The 22,466-nt window shown below is 72.8% G+C and carries 20 protein-coding genes; 12 read left to right on the forward strand and 8 right to left on the reverse strand.

Translation table 11 applies throughout. From position 1 onward, the window contains the following. Positions 1 to 4: 4 nt before the first annotated feature. Complete coding sequence (locus DMB38_RS08370; RefSeq protein WP_125934632.1) at positions 5 to 499, reverse strand: DUF3145 domain-containing protein; 495 nt, start codon at positions 497 to 499, stop codon at positions 5 to 7. Positions 500 to 725: 226 nt separating this feature from the next. Here DMB38_RS08370 and DMB38_RS08375 point away from each other — a divergent pair, with 226 nt between their 5' ends. The 9 genes from DMB38_RS08375 to DMB38_RS08415 all read left to right on the forward strand — a co-directional run bounded on the left by DMB38_RS08375 (position 726) and on the right by DMB38_RS08415 (position 11,355). Further along, a complete protein-coding gene (locus tag DMB38_RS08375) occupies positions 726 to 1,628 on the forward strand; it encodes a GDSL-type esterase/lipase family protein (RefSeq protein ID WP_125934633.1) in 903 nt (300 codons plus the stop codon). A gap of 59 nt (positions 1,629 to 1,687) precedes the next feature. After that, the gene (locus DMB38_RS08380) at positions 1,688 to 2,794 is read left to right on the forward strand and encodes an aldose epimerase family protein (protein WP_125934634.1); all 1,107 of its coding nucleotides are present in this window, start codon (positions 1,688 to 1,690) and stop codon (positions 2,792 to 2,794) included. Between the two features lie 90 nt (positions 2,795 to 2,884). Next, complete coding sequence (locus DMB38_RS08385) at positions 2,885 to 4,036, forward strand: mandelate racemase/muconate lactonizing enzyme family protein (protein WP_125934635.1); 1,152 nt, start codon at positions 2,885 to 2,887, stop codon at positions 4,034 to 4,036. After that, a complete protein-coding gene (locus DMB38_RS08390) occupies positions 4,029 to 5,045 on the forward strand; it encodes an alcohol dehydrogenase catalytic domain-containing protein (protein ID WP_125934636.1) in 1,017 nt (338 codons plus the stop codon). Before DMB38_RS08385 ends, DMB38_RS08390 begins: the two co-directional genes overlap by 8 nt. Before the next feature lie 76 nt (positions 5,046 to 5,121). Next, positions 5,122 to 6,174 (forward strand): hypothetical protein, encoded by a 1,053-nt coding sequence (locus DMB38_RS08395; protein WP_125934637.1) that lies wholly within the window; start codon positions 5,122 to 5,124, stop codon positions 6,172 to 6,174. A gap of 5 nt (positions 6,175 to 6,179) precedes the next feature. Continuing rightward, complete coding sequence (gene chvE / locus DMB38_RS08400) at positions 6,180 to 7,304, forward strand: multiple monosaccharide ABC transporter substrate-binding protein (protein ID WP_125934638.1); 1,125 nt, start codon at positions 6,180 to 6,182, stop codon at positions 7,302 to 7,304. Positions 7,305 to 7,321: 17 nt separating this feature from the next. Then, positions 7,322 to 8,875 carry a multiple monosaccharide ABC transporter ATP-binding protein gene (mmsA, locus tag DMB38_RS08405; protein WP_125938890.1) on the forward strand — a complete coding sequence of 518 codons (1,554 nt, stop codon included), beginning with the start codon at positions 7,322 to 7,324 and terminating at the stop codon, positions 8,873 to 8,875. After that, positions 8,872 to 10,113 carry a multiple monosaccharide ABC transporter permease gene (mmsB, locus tag DMB38_RS08410; RefSeq protein WP_125934639.1) on the forward strand — a complete coding sequence of 414 codons (1,242 nt, stop codon included), beginning with the start codon at positions 8,872 to 8,874 and terminating at the stop codon, positions 10,111 to 10,113. The genes mmsA and mmsB overlap by 4 nt, the downstream gene beginning before the upstream one ends. A 51-nt stretch (positions 10,114 to 10,164) precedes the next feature. Beyond that, positions 10,165 to 11,355 carry an aldose epimerase family protein gene (locus DMB38_RS08415; RefSeq protein ID WP_125934640.1) on the forward strand — a complete coding sequence of 397 codons (1,191 nt, stop codon included), beginning with the start codon at positions 10,165 to 10,167 and terminating at the stop codon, positions 11,353 to 11,355. 76 nt (positions 11,356 to 11,431) lie between these two features. Here DMB38_RS08415 and DMB38_RS36690 read toward each other — a convergent pair whose 3' ends face one another. The 6 genes from DMB38_RS36690 to DMB38_RS08440 all read right to left on the reverse strand — a co-directional run bounded on the left by DMB38_RS36690 (position 11,432) and on the right by DMB38_RS08440 (position 17,355). Beyond that, positions 11,432 to 12,640 carry a glycoside hydrolase family 172 protein gene (locus tag DMB38_RS36690; RefSeq protein WP_240662041.1) on the reverse strand — a complete coding sequence of 403 codons (1,209 nt, stop codon included), beginning with the start codon at positions 12,638 to 12,640 and terminating at the stop codon, positions 11,432 to 11,434. Further along, positions 12,529 to 13,959 (reverse strand): hypothetical protein, encoded by a 1,431-nt coding sequence (locus DMB38_RS36695; RefSeq protein WP_240662043.1) that lies wholly within the window; start codon positions 13,957 to 13,959, stop codon positions 12,529 to 12,531. The genes DMB38_RS36690 and DMB38_RS36695 overlap by 112 nt, the downstream gene beginning before the upstream one ends. Before the next feature lie 158 nt (positions 13,960 to 14,117). Further along, complete coding sequence (locus DMB38_RS08425; RefSeq protein WP_125934641.1) at positions 14,118 to 15,005, reverse strand: aldo/keto reductase; 888 nt, start codon at positions 15,003 to 15,005, stop codon at positions 14,118 to 14,120. A 7-nt stretch (positions 15,006 to 15,012) separates the two neighbouring features. Beyond that, the gene (locus tag DMB38_RS08430; RefSeq protein ID WP_125938891.1) at positions 15,013 to 15,849 is read right to left on the reverse strand and encodes an SMP-30/gluconolactonase/LRE family protein; all 837 of its coding nucleotides are present in this window, start codon (positions 15,847 to 15,849) and stop codon (positions 15,013 to 15,015) included. 130 nt (positions 15,850 to 15,979) lie between these two features. Next, positions 15,980 to 16,765, reverse strand: a complete 786-nt coding sequence (locus tag DMB38_RS08435) for an IclR family transcriptional regulator (protein ID WP_125934642.1) — start codon at positions 16,763 to 16,765, stop codon at positions 15,980 to 15,982. A gap of 101 nt (positions 16,766 to 16,866) precedes the next feature. Next, positions 16,867 to 17,355 carry a GNAT family N-acetyltransferase gene (locus DMB38_RS08440; protein WP_125934643.1) on the reverse strand — a complete coding sequence of 163 codons (489 nt, stop codon included), beginning with the start codon at positions 17,353 to 17,355 and terminating at the stop codon, positions 16,867 to 16,869. 119 nt (positions 17,356 to 17,474) lie between these two features. Here DMB38_RS08440 and DMB38_RS08445 point away from each other — a divergent pair, with 119 nt between their 5' ends. Continuing rightward, on the forward strand, positions 17,475 to 19,532 hold the full coding sequence (locus tag DMB38_RS08445; protein ID WP_125934644.1) for a SpoIIE family protein phosphatase: 2,058 nt from the start codon (positions 17,475 to 17,477) through the stop codon (positions 19,530 to 19,532). 217 nt (positions 19,533 to 19,749) lie between these two features. Here DMB38_RS08445 and DMB38_RS36055 read toward each other — a convergent pair whose 3' ends face one another. Beyond that, positions 19,750 to 19,893, reverse strand: coding sequence for a hypothetical protein (locus DMB38_RS36055; protein ID WP_018840808.1), 144 nt, complete (start codon positions 19,891 to 19,893; stop codon positions 19,750 to 19,752). Between the two features lie 123 nt (positions 19,894 to 20,016). Between DMB38_RS36055 and DMB38_RS08450 the strand changes: the two genes are divergently transcribed. Continuing rightward, a complete protein-coding gene (locus DMB38_RS08450; RefSeq protein ID WP_125934645.1) occupies positions 20,017 to 21,027 on the forward strand; it encodes a DUF3068 domain-containing protein in 1,011 nt (336 codons plus the stop codon). A 143-nt stretch (positions 21,028 to 21,170) separates the two neighbouring features. Then, positions 21,171 to 22,463 carry a glycosyltransferase family 4 protein gene (locus tag DMB38_RS08455; protein WP_125934646.1) on the forward strand — a complete coding sequence of 431 codons (1,293 nt, stop codon included), beginning with the start codon at positions 21,171 to 21,173 and terminating at the stop codon, positions 22,461 to 22,463. Positions 22,464 to 22,466 lie beyond the last annotated feature (3 nt).

Below are 22,466 nucleotides of genomic sequence, written 5' to 3' on the forward strand. Positions count from 1 at the left end.
CGGGTCACACCACTTGGTGCAGCCAGCGGACGGGTGCGCCCTCGCCCGCGTGGCGGAAGGGTTCCAGCTCGTCGTCCCACGGCTTGCCCAGCAGCTTGGCGATCTCCGCCTCCAAGTGCGTCTCGCCGCGCTGCGCCCGGGCCAGCGCCGCGCGCAGCCGGTCCTCGGGGATGAGGATGTCGCCGTGCACGCCGGTGACCGCGTGGAAGATGCCGAGGTCGGGGGTGGAGCTGTAGCGCTCGCCTTCCGCGGTGGCGTACGGCTCGGCGGTGACCTCGAAGCGCAGCAGGTGCCAGCCGCGCAGCGCGGAGGCGAGCCGGGAGGCGGTGTCGGGCTCGCCCTGCCAGGAGAACTCCGCGCGCCAGGTGCCGGGCGAGGCGGGCTGGGGGATCCAGTCGAGGCTGATCCGGCCGCCGAGGACGCCGGCGACCGCCCACTCGATGTGCGGGCAGAGTGCCCGCGGGGCAGAGTGGACGAACAGAACTCCACGTGTCGTCACCGGGGGCCTCCATCCGCGGGCTCGAAGTTGCCTAGAGTAAACACCACGGGTCGCCTTTCCGGGTAAACAGGACACTCCGTTACCGGGTGCGATCCCGCCGCGATACGGCCCGTTGAGCATCAGCCAAGCTACCGTGCTGTCGCACCACGCGCGTGCCGTACGGTCGGTCCTGGGCATGCTGACCTACGTTCGGAGGAGGACCTCGGGGGCGGGAGGGAGCGCAGGGATGCGCAAAGGGGCGGCACTCGTCTTCACGGGGGCGGTCGCGATGTCACTGGTCCTCGCCGGCTGCACCGGCGAGGGCGCGACACAGGGGAAGGACAAGGGATCTGCCGCGCCGTCAGGCGGCGCGGAGGAGGCGGGCGCGCCCTCGCGGGAGGCCCGGGCGGCGCCCCGGCCGCCGAAGTCGGTGGCCGCCCTCGGCGACTCCATCACCCGCGGGTTCCACGCCTGCGAGCCGCTCACCGACTGCCCGGAGAAGTCCTGGTCGACGGGCGATTCGAAGGACGTGGAGAGCCTCGCGCGGCGGCTGCTGGAGAAGCCGTCGGGGCACACGTGGAATTTCGCCCGTTCGGGCGCGCAAGTGGCGGATCTGCCGGTCCAGACGGGCGAGGCCATCGCCCGCAGGCCGGATCTCGTGACGATACTCATGGGGGCCAACGACGCCTGTACGGAGAGCGCGGAGGAAATGACTCCGGTGGCGGACTACCGCACGGCCGTGGCGGACTCGCTGGACCGGCTGGAGGCCGACCTGCCGCGGACGCAGGTGTACGTGTCCAGCGTGCCGAGCCTCATGCGGCTGTGGGAGGTGGGCCGGGGCAGCATGGTGACCCGGCAGGTCTGGTCGCTGGGCATCTGCCAGTCGATGCTCGCGGACCCCTCGGACCTCGGCACGACGGCCAGCGGCCGGCGCGAGGAGGTGCAGGACCGGGTGGTGGCGTACAACGCGGTGCTGGCGGAGGAGTGCGGGAAGCATCCGCTCTGCGTGTACGACGACGGGGCGGCGTTCCGGTACGCCTTCACCGGCGACCACCTGAGCCGCTGGGACTCCTTCCACCCGGACGAGGACGGCCAGAACGTCCTGGCGGAGATCGCGTACGAAAAGCTCCGGGAGGCCCGGGAGGGATAGGCGAGCGGGCGGCGGGCGGCGGTCTGGGGACGGCCCGGAGGGCCGCATAGGGTTTTGTCATGGCCGAGACTCCCCTGCCCCCGCCCGGCGCCGTGCCGGCGCCCTCCGTGACCGCCGAGCCCTTCGGGAAGCTCGCCGACGGCACGCCCGTCGAGCGGTGGACGCTGGTCGCGGGCGGCACCAGGGTGCGGGTGCTGTCGTACGGCGGGATCGTGCAGTCCGTGGAGGTGCCGGACCGGGCGGGGCGTTACGCGAACGTCGTGCTGGGGCTGGCGACCGTGGACGAGTACGTGGAGCATCCGGACCCGTATTTCGGCGCGCTCATCGGGCGGTACGCGAACCGCATAGCCGGCGCCGCCTTCACCCTCGGCGACCGCACCTACCCGCTGCCCGCCAACGACGGCCCCAACTGCCTGCACGGCGGTGCCCGCGGCTTCGACAAGCGGGTGTGGGCCGCCGCCGCGGCGCCGGCCGCACCCGGGGCAGCCGCGCTGCTGCTCTCGCGGACGAGCCCGGACGGCGAGGAGGGCTTCCCCGGCACCCTCGACGTGCGGGCCACGTACACCGTGACCGCGGAGGGCGCCCTGCGCTTCGACTACGAGGCGACCACCAACGCGCCGACCGTGGTGAGCCTGACGAACCACTCGTACGTCAACCTCGACGGCGAGGGCAGCGGCAGCATCGAGGACCACCGGCTGCGCGTCGCCGCGAGCCGGTTCACCGTCAACTCCCCCACCTCGGCGCCGACCGGCGAGATCGCGGACGTGGCGGGCACGCCGTTCGACTTCCGCACCGCGCGCCCGGTGGGCGCGGAACTGCGCTCCGGGCACCCCCAGTTGCTGATCGGCCTCGGGTACGACCAGAACCTCGTGCTCGACAAGGGCGTCACCGCCGCGCCCGAGCCGGTGGCCGAGGTCTCCTCGCCCGCCTCGGGGCGTTCGCTGCGGGTGTTCACCACGGAGCCGGGACTGCAGCTCTACACCGCGAACTTCGTCTTCCCGTCGTTCACCGGGCCGTCCGGGCGGGCCTACCGTCCCGGCGACGGACTCGCCCTGGAGACCCAGCACTTCGCCGACTCCCCGCACCACCCGCACTTCCCCTCGACCGTGTTGCGGCCCGGCGAGCATTACCGTTCGGCCACGGTCTACGAGTTCGCCGTGCGCTGACCGTTGACACCCGCCGCCCGCCTCCTTACCGTCACGCCTGTATTTCGAACGCCTGACGAAATCTCGAACGCGGTGAAGGAGCCACCAGCCGTGCGCATCACGGGAATCAGCACGCACGTCGTCGGCACCCCCTGGCGGAACCTGACCTATGTCCAGGTGCACACCGACGAGGGCCTCACCGGGGTCGGCGAGACCCGGATGCTGGGCCGCACCGACGCCCTGGTCGGCTATCTCCGCGAAGCGGAGGTGAACCACATCGCGGGCTCGGACCCGTTCGCGATCGAGGATCTGGTCCGCCGGATGAAGTACGGCGACTTCGGCCGGGCGGGCGAGATCGTGATGTCGGGGATCGCGTGCGTGGAAACGGCCTGCTGGGACATCAAGGGCAAGGCGCTGGGCGTGCCGGTGTGGCAGTTGCTCGGCGGGGCGGTGACCGACCGGGTCAAGGCGTACGCCAACGGCTGGTACACCACCGAGCGCACGCCCGAGGCGTACCACGAGGCCGCCCGCCGGGTGGTCGAGCGCGGCTACCGGGCGCTGAAGATCGACCCGTTCGGCGCGGGCCGCCTGGAGCTGGACCACGCCGAGTCGCGCTACGCGGTCTCCCTCATCGAGGCCGTGCGCGACGCCGTCGGCGACGAGACGGAGCTGATGCTGGAGATGCACGGCCGCTTCTCCCCGGCCACGGCGGTGCGGCTGGCGCGGGAGATGGCGCCGTTCCGGCCGGCGTGGCTGGAGGAGCCGGTGCCGCCGGAGAACCTCAAGGCGCTGGCGAAGGTGGCCGGGCGGGTGGACGTGCCGGTGGCGACAGGTGAGCGGATCCACGACCGGATCGAGTTCCGGGAGCTCTTCGAGAGCCAGGCCGCGGACATCGTGCAGCCGGACGTGGGGCACGTCGGCGGCATCCTGGAGACCCGCAAACTCGCCGCCACCGCCGAGACCCACTACGTGCTGCTCGCACCGCACAACGTCGGCGGCCCGGTGCTGACCGCCGCCTCCCTGCACGTCGGCTTCTCCACCCCCAACTTCAAGGTCCTGGAGCACTTCAACGACTTCGCCGACGCGGAGATCAAGAAAGTGGTCAAGGGCGCGCCCGAGGTGGTCGACGGCTACTTCACGCGCTCCGAGGCACCGGGCCTGGGGGTGGAGCTGGACACCGACGCGGCGGCGGAGTTCCCCCAGCAGCGGGCGCACTTCGACCTGTGGGCGGACGGCTGGGAGAAGAGGAACCCCGATGACTGAGTCCCACCGCGCGGTCGTGCTGCGCGAACCGGGGCGGGCGCGGGTCGCGAGCGTGGCGTCGCCGCCGCCGGGGCCCGGCGAGGTGCGGGTGCGGGTGTACGCGGCCGGGGTGTGCGGCAGCGACCGCGAGGTGTACGACGGCACCCGGCCGGCCGGTTACGTCACCTACCCGCTGACGCCCGGCCACGAGTGGTCGGGCACGGTGGCGGAGGTCGGGCCCGGCGCCGACGCGGCGCTGGCCGGGCGCCGGGTGGTGGCGGAGGGGTTCCGCTGCTGCCAGGTGTGCGCGCGCTGCCGGGCCGGCGAGACGAACCTGTGCGCCGGGCCGTACGACGAGACGGGGTTCACCCGCGCCGGGGCGTTCGCGGAGACGGTCACGGTGCCGGCGCGGCTGCTGCACGTCCTGGACGACGACGCCGACCTGCGCGCCGCCGCGCTGCTGGAGCCGGCGGCCGTCGCCGCGGCGGCGGTGCTGCGCGGGGCGCCGCTGCCGGGTGAGCGGGTCGCCGTCGTGGGGGGCGGGACGCTGGGGCTGCTGGCGGTGCAGTTGCTCGCCGGGTACGCGCCGGCGGAGCTGCTGGTGGTGGAGCCGCGGGCGGAACGGGCCGAGGCGGCGCGGGGGTTCGGCGCGCGGGCGGTGGCGCCCGGCGCTGCCGGGGACCTGGCGGGGGCGTACGACATGGTGGTGGAGACGGCGGGGGCGGAGCGTTCCGCGGCGGCCGCGGTGGAGCTGGTACGGCGCGGGGGGCGGGTCGTCGTCGCGGGCATCCCGCCCGGCGGGGCCGCGGGGGTCGACCCGGTGGCGCTGGCGATGCGGCAGATCGCCGTGTACGGGGTCTTCGGTGCCTCGTCGGCGGCGTGGTCGTACGCGGTGCGGGCGTTCAGCGCCGGGCGGATGGACCCGGCGGCGCTCATCACGCACGAACTGCCGCTGGACGCGTACGAGAAGGCCGTCGGCCTGGTCGGCGGCGGGGATCCGGCGGTGGGCAAGGTGCTGCTGCGGCCGTAGGTGCGCGTCCGGCCGCCACGGCCTTCCCATCGGTACGAAACCGAACGACGTCCGACATGACGAACGAAGGAGTACCGTGCCTCACGCTCCCGGTGAACCGGCCCTCGGCCGCCTCGGCTTCGCGGCCCCGCCGCCCGATCCCGCCGACACCTCGCCGCACGCCTTCCCCGACGGCGGCCGCTGGCGCACCGAGATCCCTTCCGTCGAGGGACCGGAGGCGCTGGCCGCGGTGCTGGAGGAGAGCACCCGCCTCGGGGTGCCCGTGCACCGGATCAGCCAGGGCAGCGGCGTGTGGATGCTCACCGACGCCGAGATCGCCGACATGGTCGCGGCCTGCGCGGCGCGGGACATCGAGCTGTCGCTGTTCACCGGCCCGCGCGGCACCTGGGACACCGGTGGCGCCACCCGCAGCCCCTCCGGCGGCGCGGGGCTGCGGGCCCGCGGGCACGACCAGCTCGCAGGCTGCGTGGAGGACGCGCTGCGCGCCGCCCGGCTGGGCGTGCGGTGCCTGCTCGTCGCGGACGAGGGGGTGCTGTGGCTGCTGCACGGGCTGCGCGAGATGGGCGAGCTGCCCGCCGACACCACGTTCAAGGTCTCCGCGCTCGTCGGCCCGGTGAACCCCGCCGCGTACGCGGTGTGGGAACGGCTCGGCGCCGACTCGCTGAACATCCCCTCGGACCTCTCGCTCCAGCAGCTCACCGAGATCCGCCGGGTGAGCGCGGCGCCGATGGACCTGTACGTGGAGGCGCCCGACGACCTCGGCGGCTACGTGCGGATGTACGACGCCGCCGAGCTGATCCGCCGCGGGGCGCCGCTGTACCTGAAGTTCGGCCTCTCCAAGGCCCCCGGGATCTACCCGTACGGCGCCCACATGCGCGAGACGGTGCTCGCCACCGCGCGCGAGCGGGTGCGCCGGGGGCGGCTGGTCCTGGACCTCCTCGACCGGCTCGGCGCGGGCGGTGCGATGTCGCCGCCCGGGTCCCGGCTGCCGGGGGCGCTGCACAGGTTCCCGGGGGCCGGGTCCGGTGTCGCTCCCGGGACCGGATCGCCCGCTCCCGGGTCCGTCCCCGCCCCCGCCCCCGTTTCCGCCTCCGAGTCCTCCCCCGCCTCCGTATCCGAAGGGAACTGACCGCCATGCGCACCCCCCGCACGCCCCGAATCGCCCGTCTGCGGACCGCCGCCGCCGTCTCCGCGCTCGCCCTCGCCCTCGCCGCCTGCGGCCAGGACAGCGAGGGCGGCAGCGAGGAGAAGAAGGACGGCGCCGAGGGCGGCGGCACAATAGGCATAGCGATGCCCACGAAGTCGTCGGAGCGCTGGATAGCCGACGGCGAGAACATGGTGAAGCAGTTCGAGGCCGCCGGCTACGAGACCGATCTCCAGTACGGCGAGGACAAGGTCGAGAACCAGGTCTCGCAGATCGACAACATGATCACCAAGGGCGTGGACGCGCTCGTCGTCGCGGCGATCGACAACACCTCGCTGACGGAGGTGCTGGCCGACGCCAAGGAGGCGGACATCCCCGTCATCGCGTACGACCGGCTGATCCTGGAGACGGAGAACGTCGACTACTACGCCTCGTTCGACAACGAGCGGGTCGGCAGGCTCCAGGGCCAGTACATCGTGGACGCGCTGAAGCTCGACGAGGACAAGGACGCCGAGTACAACATCGAGCTCTTCGCGGGCTCCCCCGACGACAACAACACCCGCTACTTCTTCAACGGCGCCATGGGTGTACTCCAGCCCTACCTGGACTCCGGACAGCTCACGGTGCGCTCCGGCCAGACGAAGCTGAACCAGGTCACCACCCTGCGCTGGGACGGCGGCACCGCGCAGAAGCGCATGGACGACCTGCTCAGCGGCAACTACGGCGGCGCCGAGGACGTCGACGCCGTGCTCTCCCCGTACGACGGCATCTCCATCGGCGTGCTCTCCGCGCTCAAGGGCGCGGGCTACGGCAGCGGCGGCAAGGAACTGCCGGTGGTCACCGGCCAGGACGCCGAGCTGGCGTCGGTGAAGTCCATCATCGCCGGGGAGCAGACGCAGACCGTCTACAAGGACACCCGCAAGCTCGCCAAGCAGGCCGTGCAGATGACCGACGCCGTGCTCACCGGCGGCAAGCCGGAGGTGAACGACACCGACACGTACGACAACGGCGTCAAGGTCGTCCCCGCGTTCCTGCTGGATCCCGTCAGCATCGACAAGACCAACACGGACCTGCTGGTCGAGGAGGGCTACTACAAGGCCGGGGACCTCACGTGACCGCTGCGGTCCTTGAGATGCGCGCCATCACCAAGACCTTCCCCGGGGTCACGGCGCTGGCCGGCGTCAGCCTCACCGTCGCACCCGGCGAGATACACGCCGTCTGCGGCGAGAACGGCGCCGGCAAGTCGACGCTGATGAAGGTCCTCAGCGGAGTCCATCCGCACGGCAGCTACGAGGGCGAGATCTTCTTCGAGGGCGCACCCTGTGCCTTCAAGGACATCGGGGCCAGCGAGGAGCGCGGCATCGTCATCATCCACCAGGAGCTGGCCCTGGTGCCGTACCTGTCCATCGCGGAGAACATCTTCCTCGGCAACGAGCAGGCGAAGCGCGGCGTCATCTCCTGGAACGAGACGCTGCGCGCCGCCGCCGCGCTGCTCAAGCGCGTCGGTCTGGGCGCGGAGAAGCCGCAGACCCGGATTGCGGACATCGGCGTGGGCAAGCAGCAGCTCGTGGAGATCGCCAAGGCCCTGTCGAAGAAGGTGAAGCTCCTCATCCTCGACGAGCCCACCGCGGCACTCAACGACGAGGACAGCCGCAAACTGCTCGACCTCATCCGGGAGTTCCGGGACCAGGGCATCGCCTGCATCCTCATCTCGCACAAGCTGAACGAGATCCGGCAGGTCGCGGACAGGGTGACGATCCTGCGCGACGGCCGGACGATCGAGACGCTGGCCGTACGGGATGCGGAGTCGGGCGGCGAGGGTCCGGCGCTCTCCGAAGACCGCATCATCCGCGCGATGGTCGGCCGCGACCTCGACCACCGCTTCCCCGAGCGCTCCCACTACCGGGGCGACGACGCGGGCACGGTCGCGCTCGCCGTCGAGGGGTGGACCGTGCGCCACCCCATCGACCACGAGCGCAAGGTCGTCGACGACGTCTCGATCGAGGTGAGGCGCGGTGAGATCGTCGGCATCGCGGGCCTGATGGGCGCGGGCCGCACGGAGCTGGCGATGAGCGTCTTCGGCCGCTCCTACGGCCGGTACGAGTCCGGCACGGTACGGGTCGACGGCCGCGAGGTCGACACCCGCACCGTGCCGGACGCGGTGCGGCACGGCATCGCGTACGTCACGGAGGACCGCAAGACGTACGGCCTCAACCTCATCGACAACGTCATGCGCAACATCACGCTCTCCGCCCTGCCGAAGCTGGTCCGCCGCGGCGCGGTCGACGAGCACGAGGAGCGGCGGGTCGCCGAGGGCTACCGCACGTCGATGAACATCAAGACCCCGACGGTCTTCGAGCCCGTGAACCGGCTGAGCGGCGGCAACCAGCAAAAGGTCGTGCTCAGCAGGTGGATCCACGCCGACCCCGAGGTGCTGCTCCTGGACGAGCCCACCCGCGGTATCGACGTGGGCGCGAAGTACGAGATCTACACGGTCATCGACCGGCTGGCCGCCCGCGGCAAGGCGGTGGTCTTCATCTCCTCGGAGCTTCCCGAACTGCTCGGGATGTGCGACCGGATCTACACCATGGCCGCGGGCCGGCTGACCGGCGAGGTGCCGCGGTCGGAAGCCACTCAGGAAGTCCTCATGCGCCACATGACCACGCACGTAAGGGACGAAGGATGAGCCCGCTCACCACCGAGAAGCGCGACACCCCGCCCGCCGCCCCCGCCGCCGGCGGATCCCGCGGCGCGCTCGCAGGCGCCCTGCTGGACGCGATGCGCAACAACATGCGGCAGTACGGCATGCTCGTCGCGCTCGGACTGATCGTCGTGGTGTTCCAGGTATGGAGCGACGGCACGCTGCTGCTGCCGCGCAACGTCTCCAACATCGTCCAGCAGAACAGCTACATCCTGATCCTGGCGATGGGCATGATGATCGTCATCATCGCCGGGCACATCGACCTGTCGGTGGGCTCGCTGTGCGCGTTCGCCAGCGCGATGTCGGCCGTGATGATGGTCAACCACGACTTCCCGTGGCCGCTGGCGCTGGTCTGCTCGCTGCTCATCGGCGCGGCGGCGGGGGCGTGGCAGGGCTTCTGGATCGCGTACGTCGGCATCCCGTCATTCATCGTGACGCTCGCGGGCATGCTGGTCTTCCGCGGCCTCACCCAGATCGTGCTCGAAGGCCAGTCGCTCTCCCCCTTCCCCAAGGGCTTCCAGAACATGGCCCAGGGCTTCCTCCCGGAGACCGGCCCCGAGACCAACTACCACAACCTGACCCTGCTGCTGGGGCTCTGCGTCGGCCTGTTCCTGCTGTGGCAGGAGTGGCGTGACCGCCGCCGCCAGTTGTCGTACGAACTGGACGTGCTGCCGTACCCCCTGTGGCTCGGCAAGTGCGCGTTCATCGTCGCCGCCGTCGTCGTCGCCACCCTGATGCTCGCCAGCTACCGCGGCGTCCCGGTGGTCCTGCTGATCATGGCGGGCCTGCTGGTCTCGCTGGGCTACGTGATGCGCAACGTCGTCGTGGGCCGCCACGTCTACGCCCTGGGAGGCAACCGGGCGGCGGCGACGCTGTCGGGCGTCAAGGACAAGCGCGTCACCTTCCTGGTCTTCGTCAACATGGGCGTCCTCGCCGCCCTCGCCGGCTGCGTCTACGCGGCCCGCCTCAACGCGGGCGTCCCGAAGGCCGGCGAGATGTTCGAACTGGAGGCCATCGCGGCGGCCTTCATCGGCGGCGCGTCGATGAGCGGCGGCATCGGCACGGTGTTCGGCGCGGTCATCGGCGGCCTGGTGCTGGGCGTGCTGAACAACGGCATGTCGCTGGTGGGCCTCGGCACGGACTACCAGCAGGTCATCAAGGGCCTGGTGCTGCTGGCGGCGGTGGGCTTCGACATCTGGAACAAACGCCGGGCGGGCGCGTAGGGCGTGACCCGTGCGTCCTGCCCCCTTCCCTCAACGAGGAGCTGCATCGACATGACCCAGGACCGAGCACCGGTCGCCGCGCCTTCGGCGACCAGCAGACGGACGTTACTCGCCGCCACGGCCGGGGGCCTCGCCGCCGCCGGCCTGGCGGCCCCCGCCGCGGCGGACACCGCGGGCCGCCCCCGCAAGCCGGTGCGCGAGCCGTTCGGCACGCTGGCCGACGGCACCCGCGTGGACCGCTGGACGCTGAGCAACGGCGGCACCCGGCTCGGAGTGCTGTCCTACGGCGGCATCGTGCAGTCCCTGGAGGTGCCCGACCGGCACGGGCGGTACGCCAACGTGTCGCTCGGCTTCGGCGGCCTCGGTGACTACGTCGCCCTCAGCCCGTACTTCGGCGCGCTCATCGGACGCTACGGCAACCGCATCGCCGCAGGCCGCTTCGCACTCGACGGCCGGACCTACCAACTGCCGCTCAACGACGGCGACCACAGCCTCCACGGCGGCGACAAGGGCTTTGACAAGCGGGTGTGGGACGTCGAGCCGTTCACCTCCGCCGCGGGCGTGGGCCTGACGCTGCGCTACGTCAGCGGCGACGGCGAGATGGGCTACCCGGGCGCGCTGACCACCAGGGTCGACTACACCCTCACCGCGGAGGGCGACTGGCGCATCGACTACGCCGCCACCACCTCCGCGCCGACGGTCGTCAACCTCACCAGCCACGTCTACTTCAACCTCGCCGGCGAGGGCAGCGGCGACGTCTACGGCCACGAGCTGCGAATAGCGGCCTCCCGCTACACCCCCGTCGACGCCGGTCTCATCCCCACCGGCGAACTGGCTCCGGTCGCCCGCACCCCCTTCGACTTCAGGCGCGCGAAGACGATCGGCGCGGACCTCCGCGACGACCACGAGCAACTGCTCTACGGCAAGGGCATCGACCACAACCTGGTCCTGGACAAGGGCATCACCCGCGCCCCCGAACGCGTCGCCACCGTCCGGGAGCCGTCCTCGGGCCGCACGATGAGCATCGCCACCACCGAGCCCGGTCTGCAGTTCTACAGCGGCAACTTCCTCGACGGCTCCTTCACGGGCACCTCGGGCCGGGTCTACCGCCAGGGCGACGGCTTCTGCCTGGAGACCCAGCACTTCCCCGACTCGCCGAACCAGCCGTCGTTCCCCTCCACGGTCCTCCGGCCCGGCGACACCTACCGTTCCACCACCGTGCACTCCTTCGGCACGGACTGACCCGGCACGCCGGCGGGTGGCCCTCCCGTGCCCGGGACGGCCACCCGCTGTTCCCCGCCTGAGGGGGCGGACGGGGTCAGCCGCCGTCGCGCAGGCTGTGGGCCTCGTACGACTCGGCCGACCACGGCGGGGCGTCCGCCGCCGGCGCCAGCGTCACCGTGATCTGCCGTTTGCCCGCCGTCGCGCTCGCCGGGATCTGGTACGTGTCGTCCAGCCAGCGGCGCTCCGCGTTGCCCAGGGGCTGGAGCCAGTCCGGCAGCCGCTTCCCGTCGACCCGCACCGCCGCGCGCTGGTACGGCGCCGCCTGGTCGCTCGTGCGGCGCAGTTCCACGCCCGCGTTGCCGCGGTCGACGCGCAGGGTGAAGCTGACCGGTGCCGTCGTGGCGCGGGTGTCGGCGGTGAGGCGCAGCGGCTTCTGCGCGTCGCCTTCGAAGACGGAGTCCAGCCCGGTGACGTCACCCGGGGCGTCCGACGCGTAGCCGTGCGCCTCCTCGCTCTTCGGGTCGCCCACGTCCAGGGTGTCGGTCTTCGCGCCGGTCGCCTCCTTCTCGCCGTACCAGTACGCGGTCGACGAATAGTCCGCCTGCTTGTCGTTGACGAAGCCGTGCTCGATGTCGAAGTCGATGGCCTGGGTGAACGGCACCGCGTCGTGGATCATCAGCCGGTACGTGCCCGTGCAGTCCCGGTCCGCCGCGCAGCCGGTGGGCGGGCCGAGGTGGGTGGGGTTGCCGTTGAAGGGCTGGGCGTAGGTGCCGCGGTTGAAGTACCAGCCGCTCTGGTAGAAGTCCTCGGTGCCGGTGCCGTGGATCTGCGGGGTGCGGGCACCGTCGACGTACACGCGCTCGTCGCCCTCCAGGTAGTTGCGGTTCAGCTCGCCGGTCATGGTGTGGGTGACGCCGGCGAACTTGCCGGTGCCGGCCGTCGCGAGGAAGTCCCAGCTCTCCCCCGGCACCGTCGGCCCCGCGTGGGACGTGGCGCGGAAGCGGCCCGCGTCGCCGGAGGCGACGGCCTGGGCGTGGGTGCGGGACGGGGCGGCGGTGACCTCGGCGGTGCCGGACGTGATCGCGGTGTCGGAGCCGTTGTAGAGCTCGACCTTCGCGTTCCGCGCGAACGGCATGGGCCACCAGGAGGTGAGGACGGGCCCGCCCGCGGCTTCGGCGTCGATGCCGTACATCAGGGCCCGTACGGGCGCGGTCGCGTGGCCCGAGCCGAAGAACTCGCCGAGCGGGGCGTCGACCGTGCGCTCGCCGTCGAAGGTGGCGCGCAGCCGGAGGCCCTGGAGCACGTCCTGGGCCGCGGCGAGTTCGGCGCGCTCACCGTCGCCGAGGGGTAGTCGTACGTGCGCACGCCCTGCCAGTTCGGCGCGGTGATGGCGTAGCCGTGGGCGGTCTCGCTCGCGGCGTCGCCGACGTCCATGGTGTCGGTGCGGCGCGTCTCGCCGCCGACGCGGCTGTCGGCCCAGTACGTGAACTCGTTGACGTCGAGGTCGGAGGAGACGAAGGCGTTGCGTACGGTGATCTCCGACTTCCCCGCGGTGAGCTCCGCGGGCAGCTCCACGCTGTCCTCGCCCCACAGCCCGCCGCCGGCCTGTGGCGTCGGGCCCCAGGTGCCCGCCTCGCGGCCGTCGACGTACACGGTGGCGACCTGGTTCGCGATGATCGGGTCGTAGCGGCGGGTGAGCCGCACGCCCTCGTTGCCGGGGTCGATCGCGAGGGTGAACTCGCTGCCGCCGCCCGCGCCGTACGCCCTGCCGTCGTCGGTCTCGCTGCGCGGCTGGACGTAGGGGGCCTGCGGGAGCTTCAGGCGCAGCTCGGTGAGGAGCCCGGGCCGGTCGGCGCGGGCGAGGGTCTGGGAGGCGCCGGGCGCGAGGGAGAGACCCGTGCGCTGCGTGCGCGCGCCGGGCACGGCCGGCTTGGGGTCGGCGGTGCCGGCGGCGCGCAGGGCGGCGACCACGTCGGCGGCGGGGTCGTCCGGGTCGAAGGTGGTGACGCCCTCGGCGTCGGCGAAGGTGCGGTACGAGACGTGGTGGAAGAGCGGGTTGTGCTCGGTGGTGATCCGCATCGACTCGCGGTACGGCATCGGCACCTCGATCACCACGCCGCCGGAGGTCTGGTCGGCGTTGGCGACCAGCGGGCTGACGAAGGGGGCGCCGAGCTTGCCGTCGACCAGGTCCTGGAGCGGTGCGTCGACGACCTTCTCGCCGTCGAGTTCGATGGTGATCCGGCCCGTCCTGCTGACGTCGCCTTCGTCGCGGGTGAACCAGATGGCGCCGATCTCGCCGGCCCCGGCCTGCTCGGCGATGACGCAGCCGGCGGCGGTCGTCCGCAGACAGGAGTACTTGCCGTCGAAGCCGTCGTGCGCGTTGCCGCCGGTGCGGTCGAAGCTGGAGAACTGCTTCGTGTGCACCCCGGCCGGCAGGTCGGAGAGCCGGTCGAGCTGCCGGTACGTGTCCCATCCGACGGGCCCCTTGGCGGCGGCCCGGTCGGGGCCGCCGCGCGGCTCGGGCGCCTCGGGCGCGGCCGCCGCCAGGCCCCCGGTCGCCAGCGCCGTCACCACGGCGAGGAGGGCGGCGATGCCGCCGCGAATCCGGCCATGTCTGTCCACGGTGCCTCCCAGTCTTCTCGAAATCGATTTCACGAGAAGCTAGGCGCGGTCGGCGAGTCGGTCAAGGGGTGTGCAGAGAGCGGGAGTTGAACGGAGGGACTGTCAAGCCCTCCGGCACGCAATCGATTTCAGAAATCGGGGCCGCAGCCCCGCGGGCCTCACGACGACAGCGCGTCCAGCCGCTCCAGGTGCGCCGGCTCCAGCCGTACGCCCGCCGCCGCGACGTTCTCCTCCAGATGCCCGAGCTTCGCCGTCCCCGGGATCGGCAGCACCACGGGCGAGTGCGCCAGCAGCCAGGCCAGCGCGACCTGCACGGGCGTCGCGCCGAGTTCGCGGGCCACCGCCCCGATCACCCGGTACGGAGCCTCCGGGCCCCCGGCGTCCGGAGCGCCCGCGGCGTCCGCCGGCGGCACCGCGCCCAGCACCGGTCGCCAGGGCAGGAACGCGATCCCCGCCGCCGCGCAGGCGTCGAGCACCGCCTCGTGCTCCCGGTCGCCCACGCTGTAGCGGTTCTGCACGCTCGCGACGTCCACCAGCTCCCGCGCCCGGGCCAGTTCCCCGGCCGTCACCTCGGAGAGACCCAGCCGCGCGACCTTCCCCGCCTCCTGCAGCTCCCGCAGCGCCCCCAACTGCTCGGCGAGGTCCACCTCCGGGTCGATGCGGTGCAGTTGCAGCAGCTCGATCCGCTCCACCCGCAGCCGCCGCAGGGCGTGGTCCACCTGCTCGCGCAGCACCTCGGGCCGGCCGTCCAGCCCCCACTCCCCCGTCTCGGCGGAGCGGGCGACACCGACCTTCGTGGTGATCAACAGCCCCTCGGGGTACGGGTACAGCGCCTCGGCCAGCAGTTCCTCGTTGGCCCCGCCGCCGTACAGGTGCGCCGTGTCGATGAGCGTGACGCCCAGCTCCACCGCCCGCCGCGCCACCGCCACCGACGCCGCCCGCGCGTCCGCCGGTCCGGCGGGCAACTGCATCGCCCCGAACCCGAGCCGGCCGACCTCCAGGTCGCCGCCGATGCGGAACGTCCCCGCCGCCGTCTCCGCGGTCATCCGCGCCTCACCCCTCGAACGGCGCCTGCGGCAGCCCGCGGCCCGCGTCCGGCAGGACCAGGACGGAACCCGCCAGCGGGTGCGCGTCGGCCAGCGACGAGGAGGTGACGTACAGGTCGGTCAGCTCAGGGCCGCCGAACGCGCAGGAGGTGGGGCGGCGTACGGGCACCTCCACCGTGCGGTCCAGGGTGCCGTCCGGGGCGTACCGGCGCACGGCGGCGCCGTCCCACAGCGCCACCCACACGTATCCCTCGGCGTCGACGCAGAGCCCGTCGGGCGAGCCGGGGGTGTCCTCCACGGCGGCGAACAGGCGCCGGCCCGTGACCTCCACGCCGTCGGTGTCGAAGACGTCGATGCGGCCCGTGGGGGTGTCGGCGTAGTACATGAGCCGGCCGTCCGGGCTCCAGCCGGTGCCGTTGCTGACGGTGACGTCGTCCAGGACGACGGTCTGCGTGCCGTCGCCGGTGACCCGGGCCAGGGTGCCGCCGCCGGGGGTGGAGTCGTAGCGCATGGTGCCGGCCCACAGGGCGCCGTCGGGGGCGACCATCGCCTCGTTGCCGCGGCGTCCCGGGACCGGCTCGTGGACGAGCCAGCGGAACGCGCCGTCCGCGTCGTAGAGCCCGACGCCGTCACGGAGGTTGACGACGTAACCGGCGCCGCCGGCACGCGGCTTGGCCGACCCGACGTGCTGCTCGGTGGTCTGCACGGTGCGCCTGCCGGTGGCCGGGTCGTAGGCGTGGATGCGGGCGCCCAGGATGTCGACCCAGATCAGCCGGCCGGCCGCGGGGTCCCACGTGGGCCCCTCGCCCAGCTCGGCGCGCGTGCGTACGGCCACGTCCAGCATCGTCATCCGGCTCCTTCCCGGGTACGCCCCGGCTCTCGTCTCCGGGTGCGTCCCCGGCTCACTTCCCGTGTACGCGCCCGGCCCGCGTCCCCGGTCCGCCCGGGACCGCCGTACCGGCCGTGCCCCCGGCTCACCTGGTCCCGGCCCTGCCGCCCCGGTGGCCCAGGCGCTCCGACAGCCGGCTCGCGCCCTTCGCGGCCAGCTCCGCCAGCTCGTCCCTGCGCTCCCCGCTCCACCGGATCATCGGGACCGAGATGCTGAGCGCGGCGACCACCCGGCCCGCGGAGTCGTGCACCGGCGCCGCCACACAGCTCACGTCCGGGTTGGACTCGCGCTCCTCGACGGCGATGCCGCGCTCGCGCACCCCGGCGAGGTGGCGGCGCAGGTCGCGTACGGAGGTGAGGCTGCGGTCCGTCATCGCGACCAGCGGCCGGCTCTCCGGCAGCCGCGCGTCGAGGGCCTGTTCGGGCAGCGAGGCGAGGAGCATCTTGCCGACGGCGGTGCAGTGCGCGGGCAGCCGGCGGCCGGTGGCGGAGACCATCCGGACCGCGCGGGTGCTGTCGACCTTCGCGATGTAGATGACGTCGGTGTCCTCGAGGATCGCGATGTGCACGGTCTCGTCGCAGGTCTCGGCGACCTCGCGGGCGACCTCCCGGCCCTCGGCGGCGAGGTCGAGCTGCTCGCCGAAGGTGGCGCCGAGCTGGTACGTGCGCACCCCCAGCCGGTAGCGCCCCGGCTGGCCGGGGACGGCGCCGAGGTAGGAGCGGGCGGCCAGGGTGGTGACCAGCTCGTGCACCGTGGTCCTGGGCAGGCCCAGCTTGCGGGTGATCTCGGGAGCGGAGAGCGTCGTGTCCCGGTCGAGGAAGAGCTCTAGGATGTCGAGAGCGCGCGTCACGGCCGGTACGAGTCGCCCCATGCGCGCTCACCCACCCCTTGAAGGTCCGAAATCTCGACCAGTTATCGAAATGACGAACGCAGCGTAACGCCCGCCTTCACGGCGGGCAATGGGGACCGGAGTCAGAGATCGACGTGCATGCAGTGCAGGCCGACCAGGCCCTCGCTGGGGTGGCGGAAGGCGCGGGGCTGGGTGCCGGTGATGCGGAAGCCGAGGGACTCGTAGAGCTTCACGGCGTAGATGTTCGTCTCGACGACGGCGTTGAACTCCATGGAGAGGAAGCCGCGGGCGCGGGCCCAGCGCAGGGAGTCCTCGCACAGCGCGCGGCCGACGCCGCGCGCGTGCCGGTCGGGATCGACCATGTAGCTCGCGCTGGCGACGTGGTCGCCGTTGCCCTGCCGGTTGGCGTTCATCTTCGCCGAGCCCACGATGAGGCCCTCGTCGTCGATGGCGACGGTCGTCCGGTCCGGGGGCGGCGGCAGCCACACCTCGCGGCCCTGCTCGGCGCTCATGTGCAGCGGGTACGGGTAGGTCTCGCCGGCGGCGACGATGCGGTGGAAGAACGGCCAGATGGCGGGCCAGTCGTCGGCGGTGGCGTCCCTGATCAGCATGGGGTCAGCATGCCGGGGCGGCGGGCGGGGGCGCCACCGCTTTGTTCTGCGGGTGGCTCCGCGGGGCGTAGAATGGCGGATCACTCGAATATCCGTACAAAAAGTGTGAAAGTAACGGCATGAGCGAGCGGGGAGGCACGGCTGCGCCGGCCCCGGAGGCAGGCGACTGGCCCGCGCCCGCGGTGGTCAGCATGGAGCTGAACCGCATGGGCAGCTTCGACTGGGACCTCGACGGCGGGCAGATGCACCTGGACGACGGGGCGCTGCGGGTGTTCGACCTGCGGCCGGAGGAGTACGACGGCGACCCGCAGACACTCGGCTCGCGCGTCACCCGGGAGGAGGGTGCGCGGCTCGACGCGCTGATCTCCCGGGCCATCGCGCAGGACCGCCCCGCCTACAGCGCGTACCTGCGCGTTCAGCTACGCGACGGCACGTCCCGGCTGACGCACACCCAGGGCGTGATCCTGCGCGACGACGGCGGCCGCGCGCACCGCGTCGTGGGCATGGTCCGCGACGCGACGCTGGAGCTGAACTACTCCGCGCAGCAGTTCGCGCTCGACCAGGAGCGCCGCCGGCAGACCGGCGTCGTGCAGCAGACCACCGCGGCGCTGGCGAACGCCACCACGGTGCACGACGTGATCGGCGTGCTCGGCGACGAGGAAGGGCTGGCCCGGCTCGGCGCGGTGAACATGGTGCTGGGGCTGGTGGACGCCGGGCGGATCCAGATCATCACCATGGGTGAAGGCACGGAGGTCCAGCTCGCGGACTTCACCCGGGTCGACGAGCCCGGGCTGCCGCTGAGCGAGGTGGTGCGCACGGGCCGGCCGCGGCTGGTGCTCTCCCGGGCGGAGTTCGCCGCCGCGTACCCGCGGCTCTACCCGTACGTGGAGTCCCTGCGCATCGACTGCGCCGCGTATCTGCCGCTCATCGCCGAGGACCGCGTCATCGGCGCGCTCGGGCTCTCGTACCGCGACAAGAGCGCCTTCTCGCCGGAGGAGCGCAACCTGCTGGTCTCGCTGAGCAGCGGCATCGGGCAGAGCCTCCAGCGCGCCAAGCTGCACGACCGCGAGCACGGGCTGGCCGAGGACCTCCAGCAGGCCATGCTGCCGCGCAGCATCCCCGAGGTGCCGGGCGCGGAGGTCGCCGTGCGCTACCGGGCGGCGCACGAGGGGCAGGGCATCGGCGGCGACTGGTACGACGTGATCGCGCTGCCCGGCGGCCGGGTCGGCGTCGTCATCGGCGACGTCCAGGGACACGACACCCAGGCCGCCGCGGTGATGGGCCAACTGCGCATCGTGCTGCGGGCGTACGCGGGCGAGGGCCACGCGCCCGCCACCGTGATGGCGCGGGCCTCGGAGTTCCTCCGCGAGCTGGAGACCGAGCGCTTCGCCACGTGCACGTACGCGGAGATCGACCTGTCGTCCGGCGCCCTGCAACTGGTCCGGGCCGGCCACATCGACCCGCTGGTGCGGCACGCGGACGGCGGCTGCCGCGTGCTGCCGGTCCCCGGCGGCCTGCCGCTGGGGCTCTCCGCGACGTTCGGCCCGCTGGACTACCCCGTGACGACCATGGTCCTCGACCCCGGCGACGCGCTGCTGATGTACACCGACGGCCTGGTGGAGGCCCCCGGCACCGACCTGGACCAGGGCATGGCCCAACTCGCCGAGCTGGTACGCACCGGGCCGCGCGACATCGACGAACTCTCCGACCGGCTGTGCGACGTGGTGGACGAGCGGCAGGTCGAGGACGACATGGCGCTGGTGATGCTCCGCCGCACCGCGGGCGACACCGCGCAGCCCGGCAGCCGGCTGCGCCAGTACATCCCGCCCTCCGACCCCGACGCGCTCTCCGCCGCCCGGCACATGATCCGCAGCGCGGTGCGCTCCTGGGGTGCGGGCGAGCGGGCGGACGAGATCGAGCTGGTCTCCGACGAGCTGATCACCAACGCGCTGCTGCACACCGACGGCCCCGCGATCGTGACGATCCGCCCGCTGAGTACGCCGGAGCGCAGGTTGCGCGTCGAGGTCGAGGACCGCTCCAGTGCGCTGCCCCACCGCCGCGAACCGGGCGAAGCGGGCGTCTCGGGCCGCGGGCTGCTGCTGGTGGACCGGCTGGCGGACGTGTGGGGCGTGGAGCCGCGCGGCAACGACAAGTGCGTGTGGGCCGAGTTCGGCTGATGACCGCCGCGCGGACGCGGGGCGCGGCGCGTGCCGCGTACCGCCGCCGGCCACCGGTGCGCCGCGCCACCGGACGGTGACTACTTGTCACCTGGTCGACAATTTTTGGACATCGATACGACACCGTGTCCTCGGCGTGTCGCCCTCTGCGCGACGATGGCCGCCCGGGCGTGGCAAAGCCCCCGCCGCGGCCTCCGCGGCGGGGACGAATACCAGGTCAGCGACCGTCGAAGCTGATGAGCGGGACGTTGGGCTGCTCCGGCGTGGCGTTCAGCGCGGCCACCAGGCCGAGGGCGGCGCCCACGGCGAGAGCGGCGGCGGCGACGCTGGTCACCACGGCGGCTACCAGTCGGTTCTGCATGGACGCTGAGTGTGGGAGCAGCATTGACACCCTGTCAAGCACAGCCTTACGTTACCGACCCGTAGAACTTGCACCGCGGTGACAAAACCAGCGTCGTAAACCAGCCCCTGCCGGGAGTGCAGCATGAGCCGCCGTACCGCGTCACCCCTGTCCCTCATCCTGCTGGGGTTGGGCGTCTTCCTGCTCGTGCTCGCCCCCATGCTCGCGTTCTACGTCGAGCCGCGGGCCAAGCTGAATCCCGTCGACATCGAGTCGACGACGCGCTACGAGGGCACCGGCACCTTCTACGACACCGAAACGCAGAAGGAACGGAAGAACCAGGAGCTGACGATCGTCCGGCGGGTGCTGGGCGACGTGGCGGCGAGCGACGACGACACCGCCGTCTGGGACGCGGCCACCACCATCGACACCCCGCTGACGCGGGAGATCGACGACCCGCGCCGGGCGTTCCAGTTCACCACCGAGCGCTGGGTCATGAACCGCGAGACGAACGCGCCGGAGCACTGCTGCGACGAGGACACCGGCGTGGACGGCAACCGGTTCGGCGGCGACGCGTACCTGAAGTTCCCCTTCGACGTCGAGAAGCGTACGTACCGCTGGTGGGACAGCACCGCCCAGGACACCGTGGCGCTGCAGTACGACGGCACGCGGAAGATCCAGGGCTACACCGGGCTCGCCTTCACCGGCGAGGTCGAGCCCGTCAAGACCGGCACCCGGCAGGTGCCGGGCGTGATGGTCGGACTGCCCGACAAGGAGCAGGTGTTCGCGGACGAGTGGTACGCGAACGAGAAGATCGAGTTGGTCGCCGACGAGCGCACCGGCCGCATCATCTACGCCTCCATCGCGCCGAAGAAGACGCTGCGCCAGCCCGGCGGCGGCACCGACGAGGTCACGCTGCTGCAGAGCGACGGCATCGCGTTCACCGAGGAGACCCAGAAGGAACAGGTCGACCTCGCCGACGAGGACAGCAGCAGGCTGAAGCTGGTCGGCGAGACCCTGCCGGTCGTCGCGCTGGTGGCCGGTTTCGTACTCGCGGGCGCCGGCGCCGTGCTGCTGGCCCGCGGCGGCCGGCGGGACGAGCCGGACCGCGACCGGGAGCCGGACGGCGTCCCGCCCCAGCCGGTCGCGGCCTGATGCCCCTCACCCCCACCCCCGTGACGGGGGCGCCGGTCCCCCCGGCCGGCGTCCCCGTCGCCCCCGTCCACCCGACAGCCATGCCGCACCCCACGAACGGCCCTGAACCACCCGCCCGCACCCTGAGACGAGTTGGAGCACCGATGCCCCAGCACGTACCCCCGTCCCTGGACGCGGACGCACTCCGGCGTACGCACCCGCACCCGGCCGGGACCGCCGGCGTGCCCGCGAGCCGGGGCGCGGAAGGCCACGATGCCCAGCGCCGCGGCAGCCGCGGCCCCGAGGACGGCGGCGCCCGTACCGCCGGCACCCGCGCGGCCGACGGCCGCGGCGGCGACGGCGGCGGCCACGCCGCCCGGCGGATCACCTTCCTCGCCCGGCGGGACCTCGGCAACCCCGCCGCGGGCGGCTCGGAACTGCTCGTGGACCGGCTCGCCGGCGGGCTGACCGACCACGGCCACCAGGTGACCCTCGTCTGCGGCGGCCCGGCCGCGTACCGCGACTACCGCGTCGTCTCCGCGGGCGGCGACGCCGGCCACTTCCTGCGCGCGCGCCGCGCGCTCTCCCGCCACGTCGGCGGCACCGACCTGCTGGTCGAGGTCTGCAACGGCATGCCCTACCTGGCGCCGCTCTGGCACAGCGGCCCGTCGCTCTGCCTCGTCAACCACGTGCACACCGAGCTGTGGGCGATGCGCTACCCGGGCCCCCTCGCCCGCCTCGGCCGCCGGCTGGAGCACTGGGCGCTCGCCGGCGCGCACCGCGGCAACCTCCTGGTCGCCGTCTCCTCCTCCACGGCCACCGCGCTGCGCAACATAGGCGTCGACCCCAAGCGGATACGGGTCGTCCACAACGGCGTCGAGGACCCGGGCCCGCTGCCGCAGAAGTCGCCCGAGCCGCTCTTCCTGGCGATGGGCCGGCTGGTGGAGTACAAGCGCATCGACCTGCTGCTGCGGCTGTGGGAGCGGGTGCGCCCGGTCACCGGCGGCCGGCTGGTCATCGTCGGCACCGGGCCCGAGCGCGGCCGGCTGGAGGCGATGGCGGGTCCCGGCGTGACCTTCACCGGCCATGTCTCCGAGGGCGAGAAGCACCGCCTCCTCGCCTCCTCCTGGCTGCTGCTGCACCCCTCCCTCGTCGAGGGCTGGGGCCTGGTGGTGACCGAGGCGGCGGTGCGCGGCACGCCCGCGATCGGCTTCGACATCCCCGGCCTGCGCGACTCCATCCGCGACGGCGACACCGGCATGCTGGCCCGCGGCGAGAGCGCGTTCGCCGCCCACTGGTGCGCGCTGGCGCTCAGCGAGGAGCGGCGCGCCGCCCTCGGCGCCGCGGCCCGGCGGCGCGCCACCCGGCTGAGCTGGGAGGCGACGGTGCGCGACTTCCGCGCCGTCGCCGACGAGGCGCTCGCCCGCGCCGGGCAGCACGACAAGCGGGGAGGGTGACGG

Origin of the sequence: Streptomyces sp. WAC 06738 (assembly GCF_003945505.1) — a bacterium.
Lineage (GTDB): Bacteria > Actinomycetota > Actinomycetes > Streptomycetales > Streptomycetaceae > Streptomyces.

What these genes read in the sequence shown, in the direction of transcription:
- DMB38_RS08375 (WP_125934633.1), top strand. Translation starts at nt 726, where the DNA reads ATGCGCAAAGGGGCGGCACTCGTCTTCACGGGGGCGGTCGCGATGTCA.
- DMB38_RS08380 (WP_125934634.1), top strand. Translation starts at nt 1,688, where the DNA reads ATGGCCGAGACTCCCCTGCCCCCGCCCGGCGCCGTGCCGGCGCCCTCC.
- DMB38_RS08390 (WP_125934636.1), top strand. Translation starts at nt 4,029, where the DNA reads ATGACTGAGTCCCACCGCGCGGTCGTGCTGCGCGAACCGGGGCGGGCG.
- chvE (WP_125934638.1), top strand. Translation starts at nt 6,180, where the DNA reads ATGCGCACCCCCCGCACGCCCCGAATCGCCCGTCTGCGGACCGCCGCC.
- mmsA (WP_125938890.1), top strand. Translation starts at nt 7,322, where the DNA reads ATGCGCGCCATCACCAAGACCTTCCCCGGGGTCACGGCGCTGGCCGGC.
- mmsB (WP_125934639.1), top strand. Translation starts at nt 8,872, where the DNA reads ATGAGCCCGCTCACCACCGAGAAGCGCGACACCCCGCCCGCCGCCCCC.
- DMB38_RS08415 (WP_125934640.1), top strand. Translation starts at nt 10,165, where the DNA reads ATGACCCAGGACCGAGCACCGGTCGCCGCGCCTTCGGCGACCAGCAGA.
- DMB38_RS08425 (WP_125934641.1), bottom strand. Translation starts at nt 15,005, where the DNA reads ATGACCGCGGAGACGGCGGCGGGGACGTTCCGCATCGGCGGCGACCTG.
- DMB38_RS08430 (WP_125938891.1), bottom strand. Translation starts at nt 15,849, where the DNA reads ATGCTGGACGTGGCCGTACGCACGCGCGCCGAGCTGGGCGAGGGGCCC.
- DMB38_RS08435 (WP_125934642.1), bottom strand. Translation starts at nt 16,765, where the DNA reads ATGGGGCGACTCGTACCGGCCGTGACGCGCGCTCTCGACATCCTAGAG.
- DMB38_RS08440 (WP_125934643.1), bottom strand. Translation starts at nt 17,355, where the DNA reads ATGCTGATCAGGGACGCCACCGCCGACGACTGGCCCGCCATCTGGCCG.
- DMB38_RS08445 (WP_125934644.1), top strand. Translation starts at nt 17,475, where the DNA reads ATGAGCGAGCGGGGAGGCACGGCTGCGCCGGCCCCGGAGGCAGGCGAC.
- DMB38_RS36055 (WP_018840808.1), bottom strand. Translation starts at nt 19,893, where the DNA reads ATGCAGAACCGACTGGTAGCCGCCGTGGTGACCAGCGTCGCCGCCGCC.
- DMB38_RS08450 (WP_125934645.1), top strand. Translation starts at nt 20,017, where the DNA reads ATGAGCCGCCGTACCGCGTCACCCCTGTCCCTCATCCTGCTGGGGTTG.
- DMB38_RS08455 (WP_125934646.1), top strand. Translation starts at nt 21,171, where the DNA reads ATGCCCCAGCACGTACCCCCGTCCCTGGACGCGGACGCACTCCGGCGT.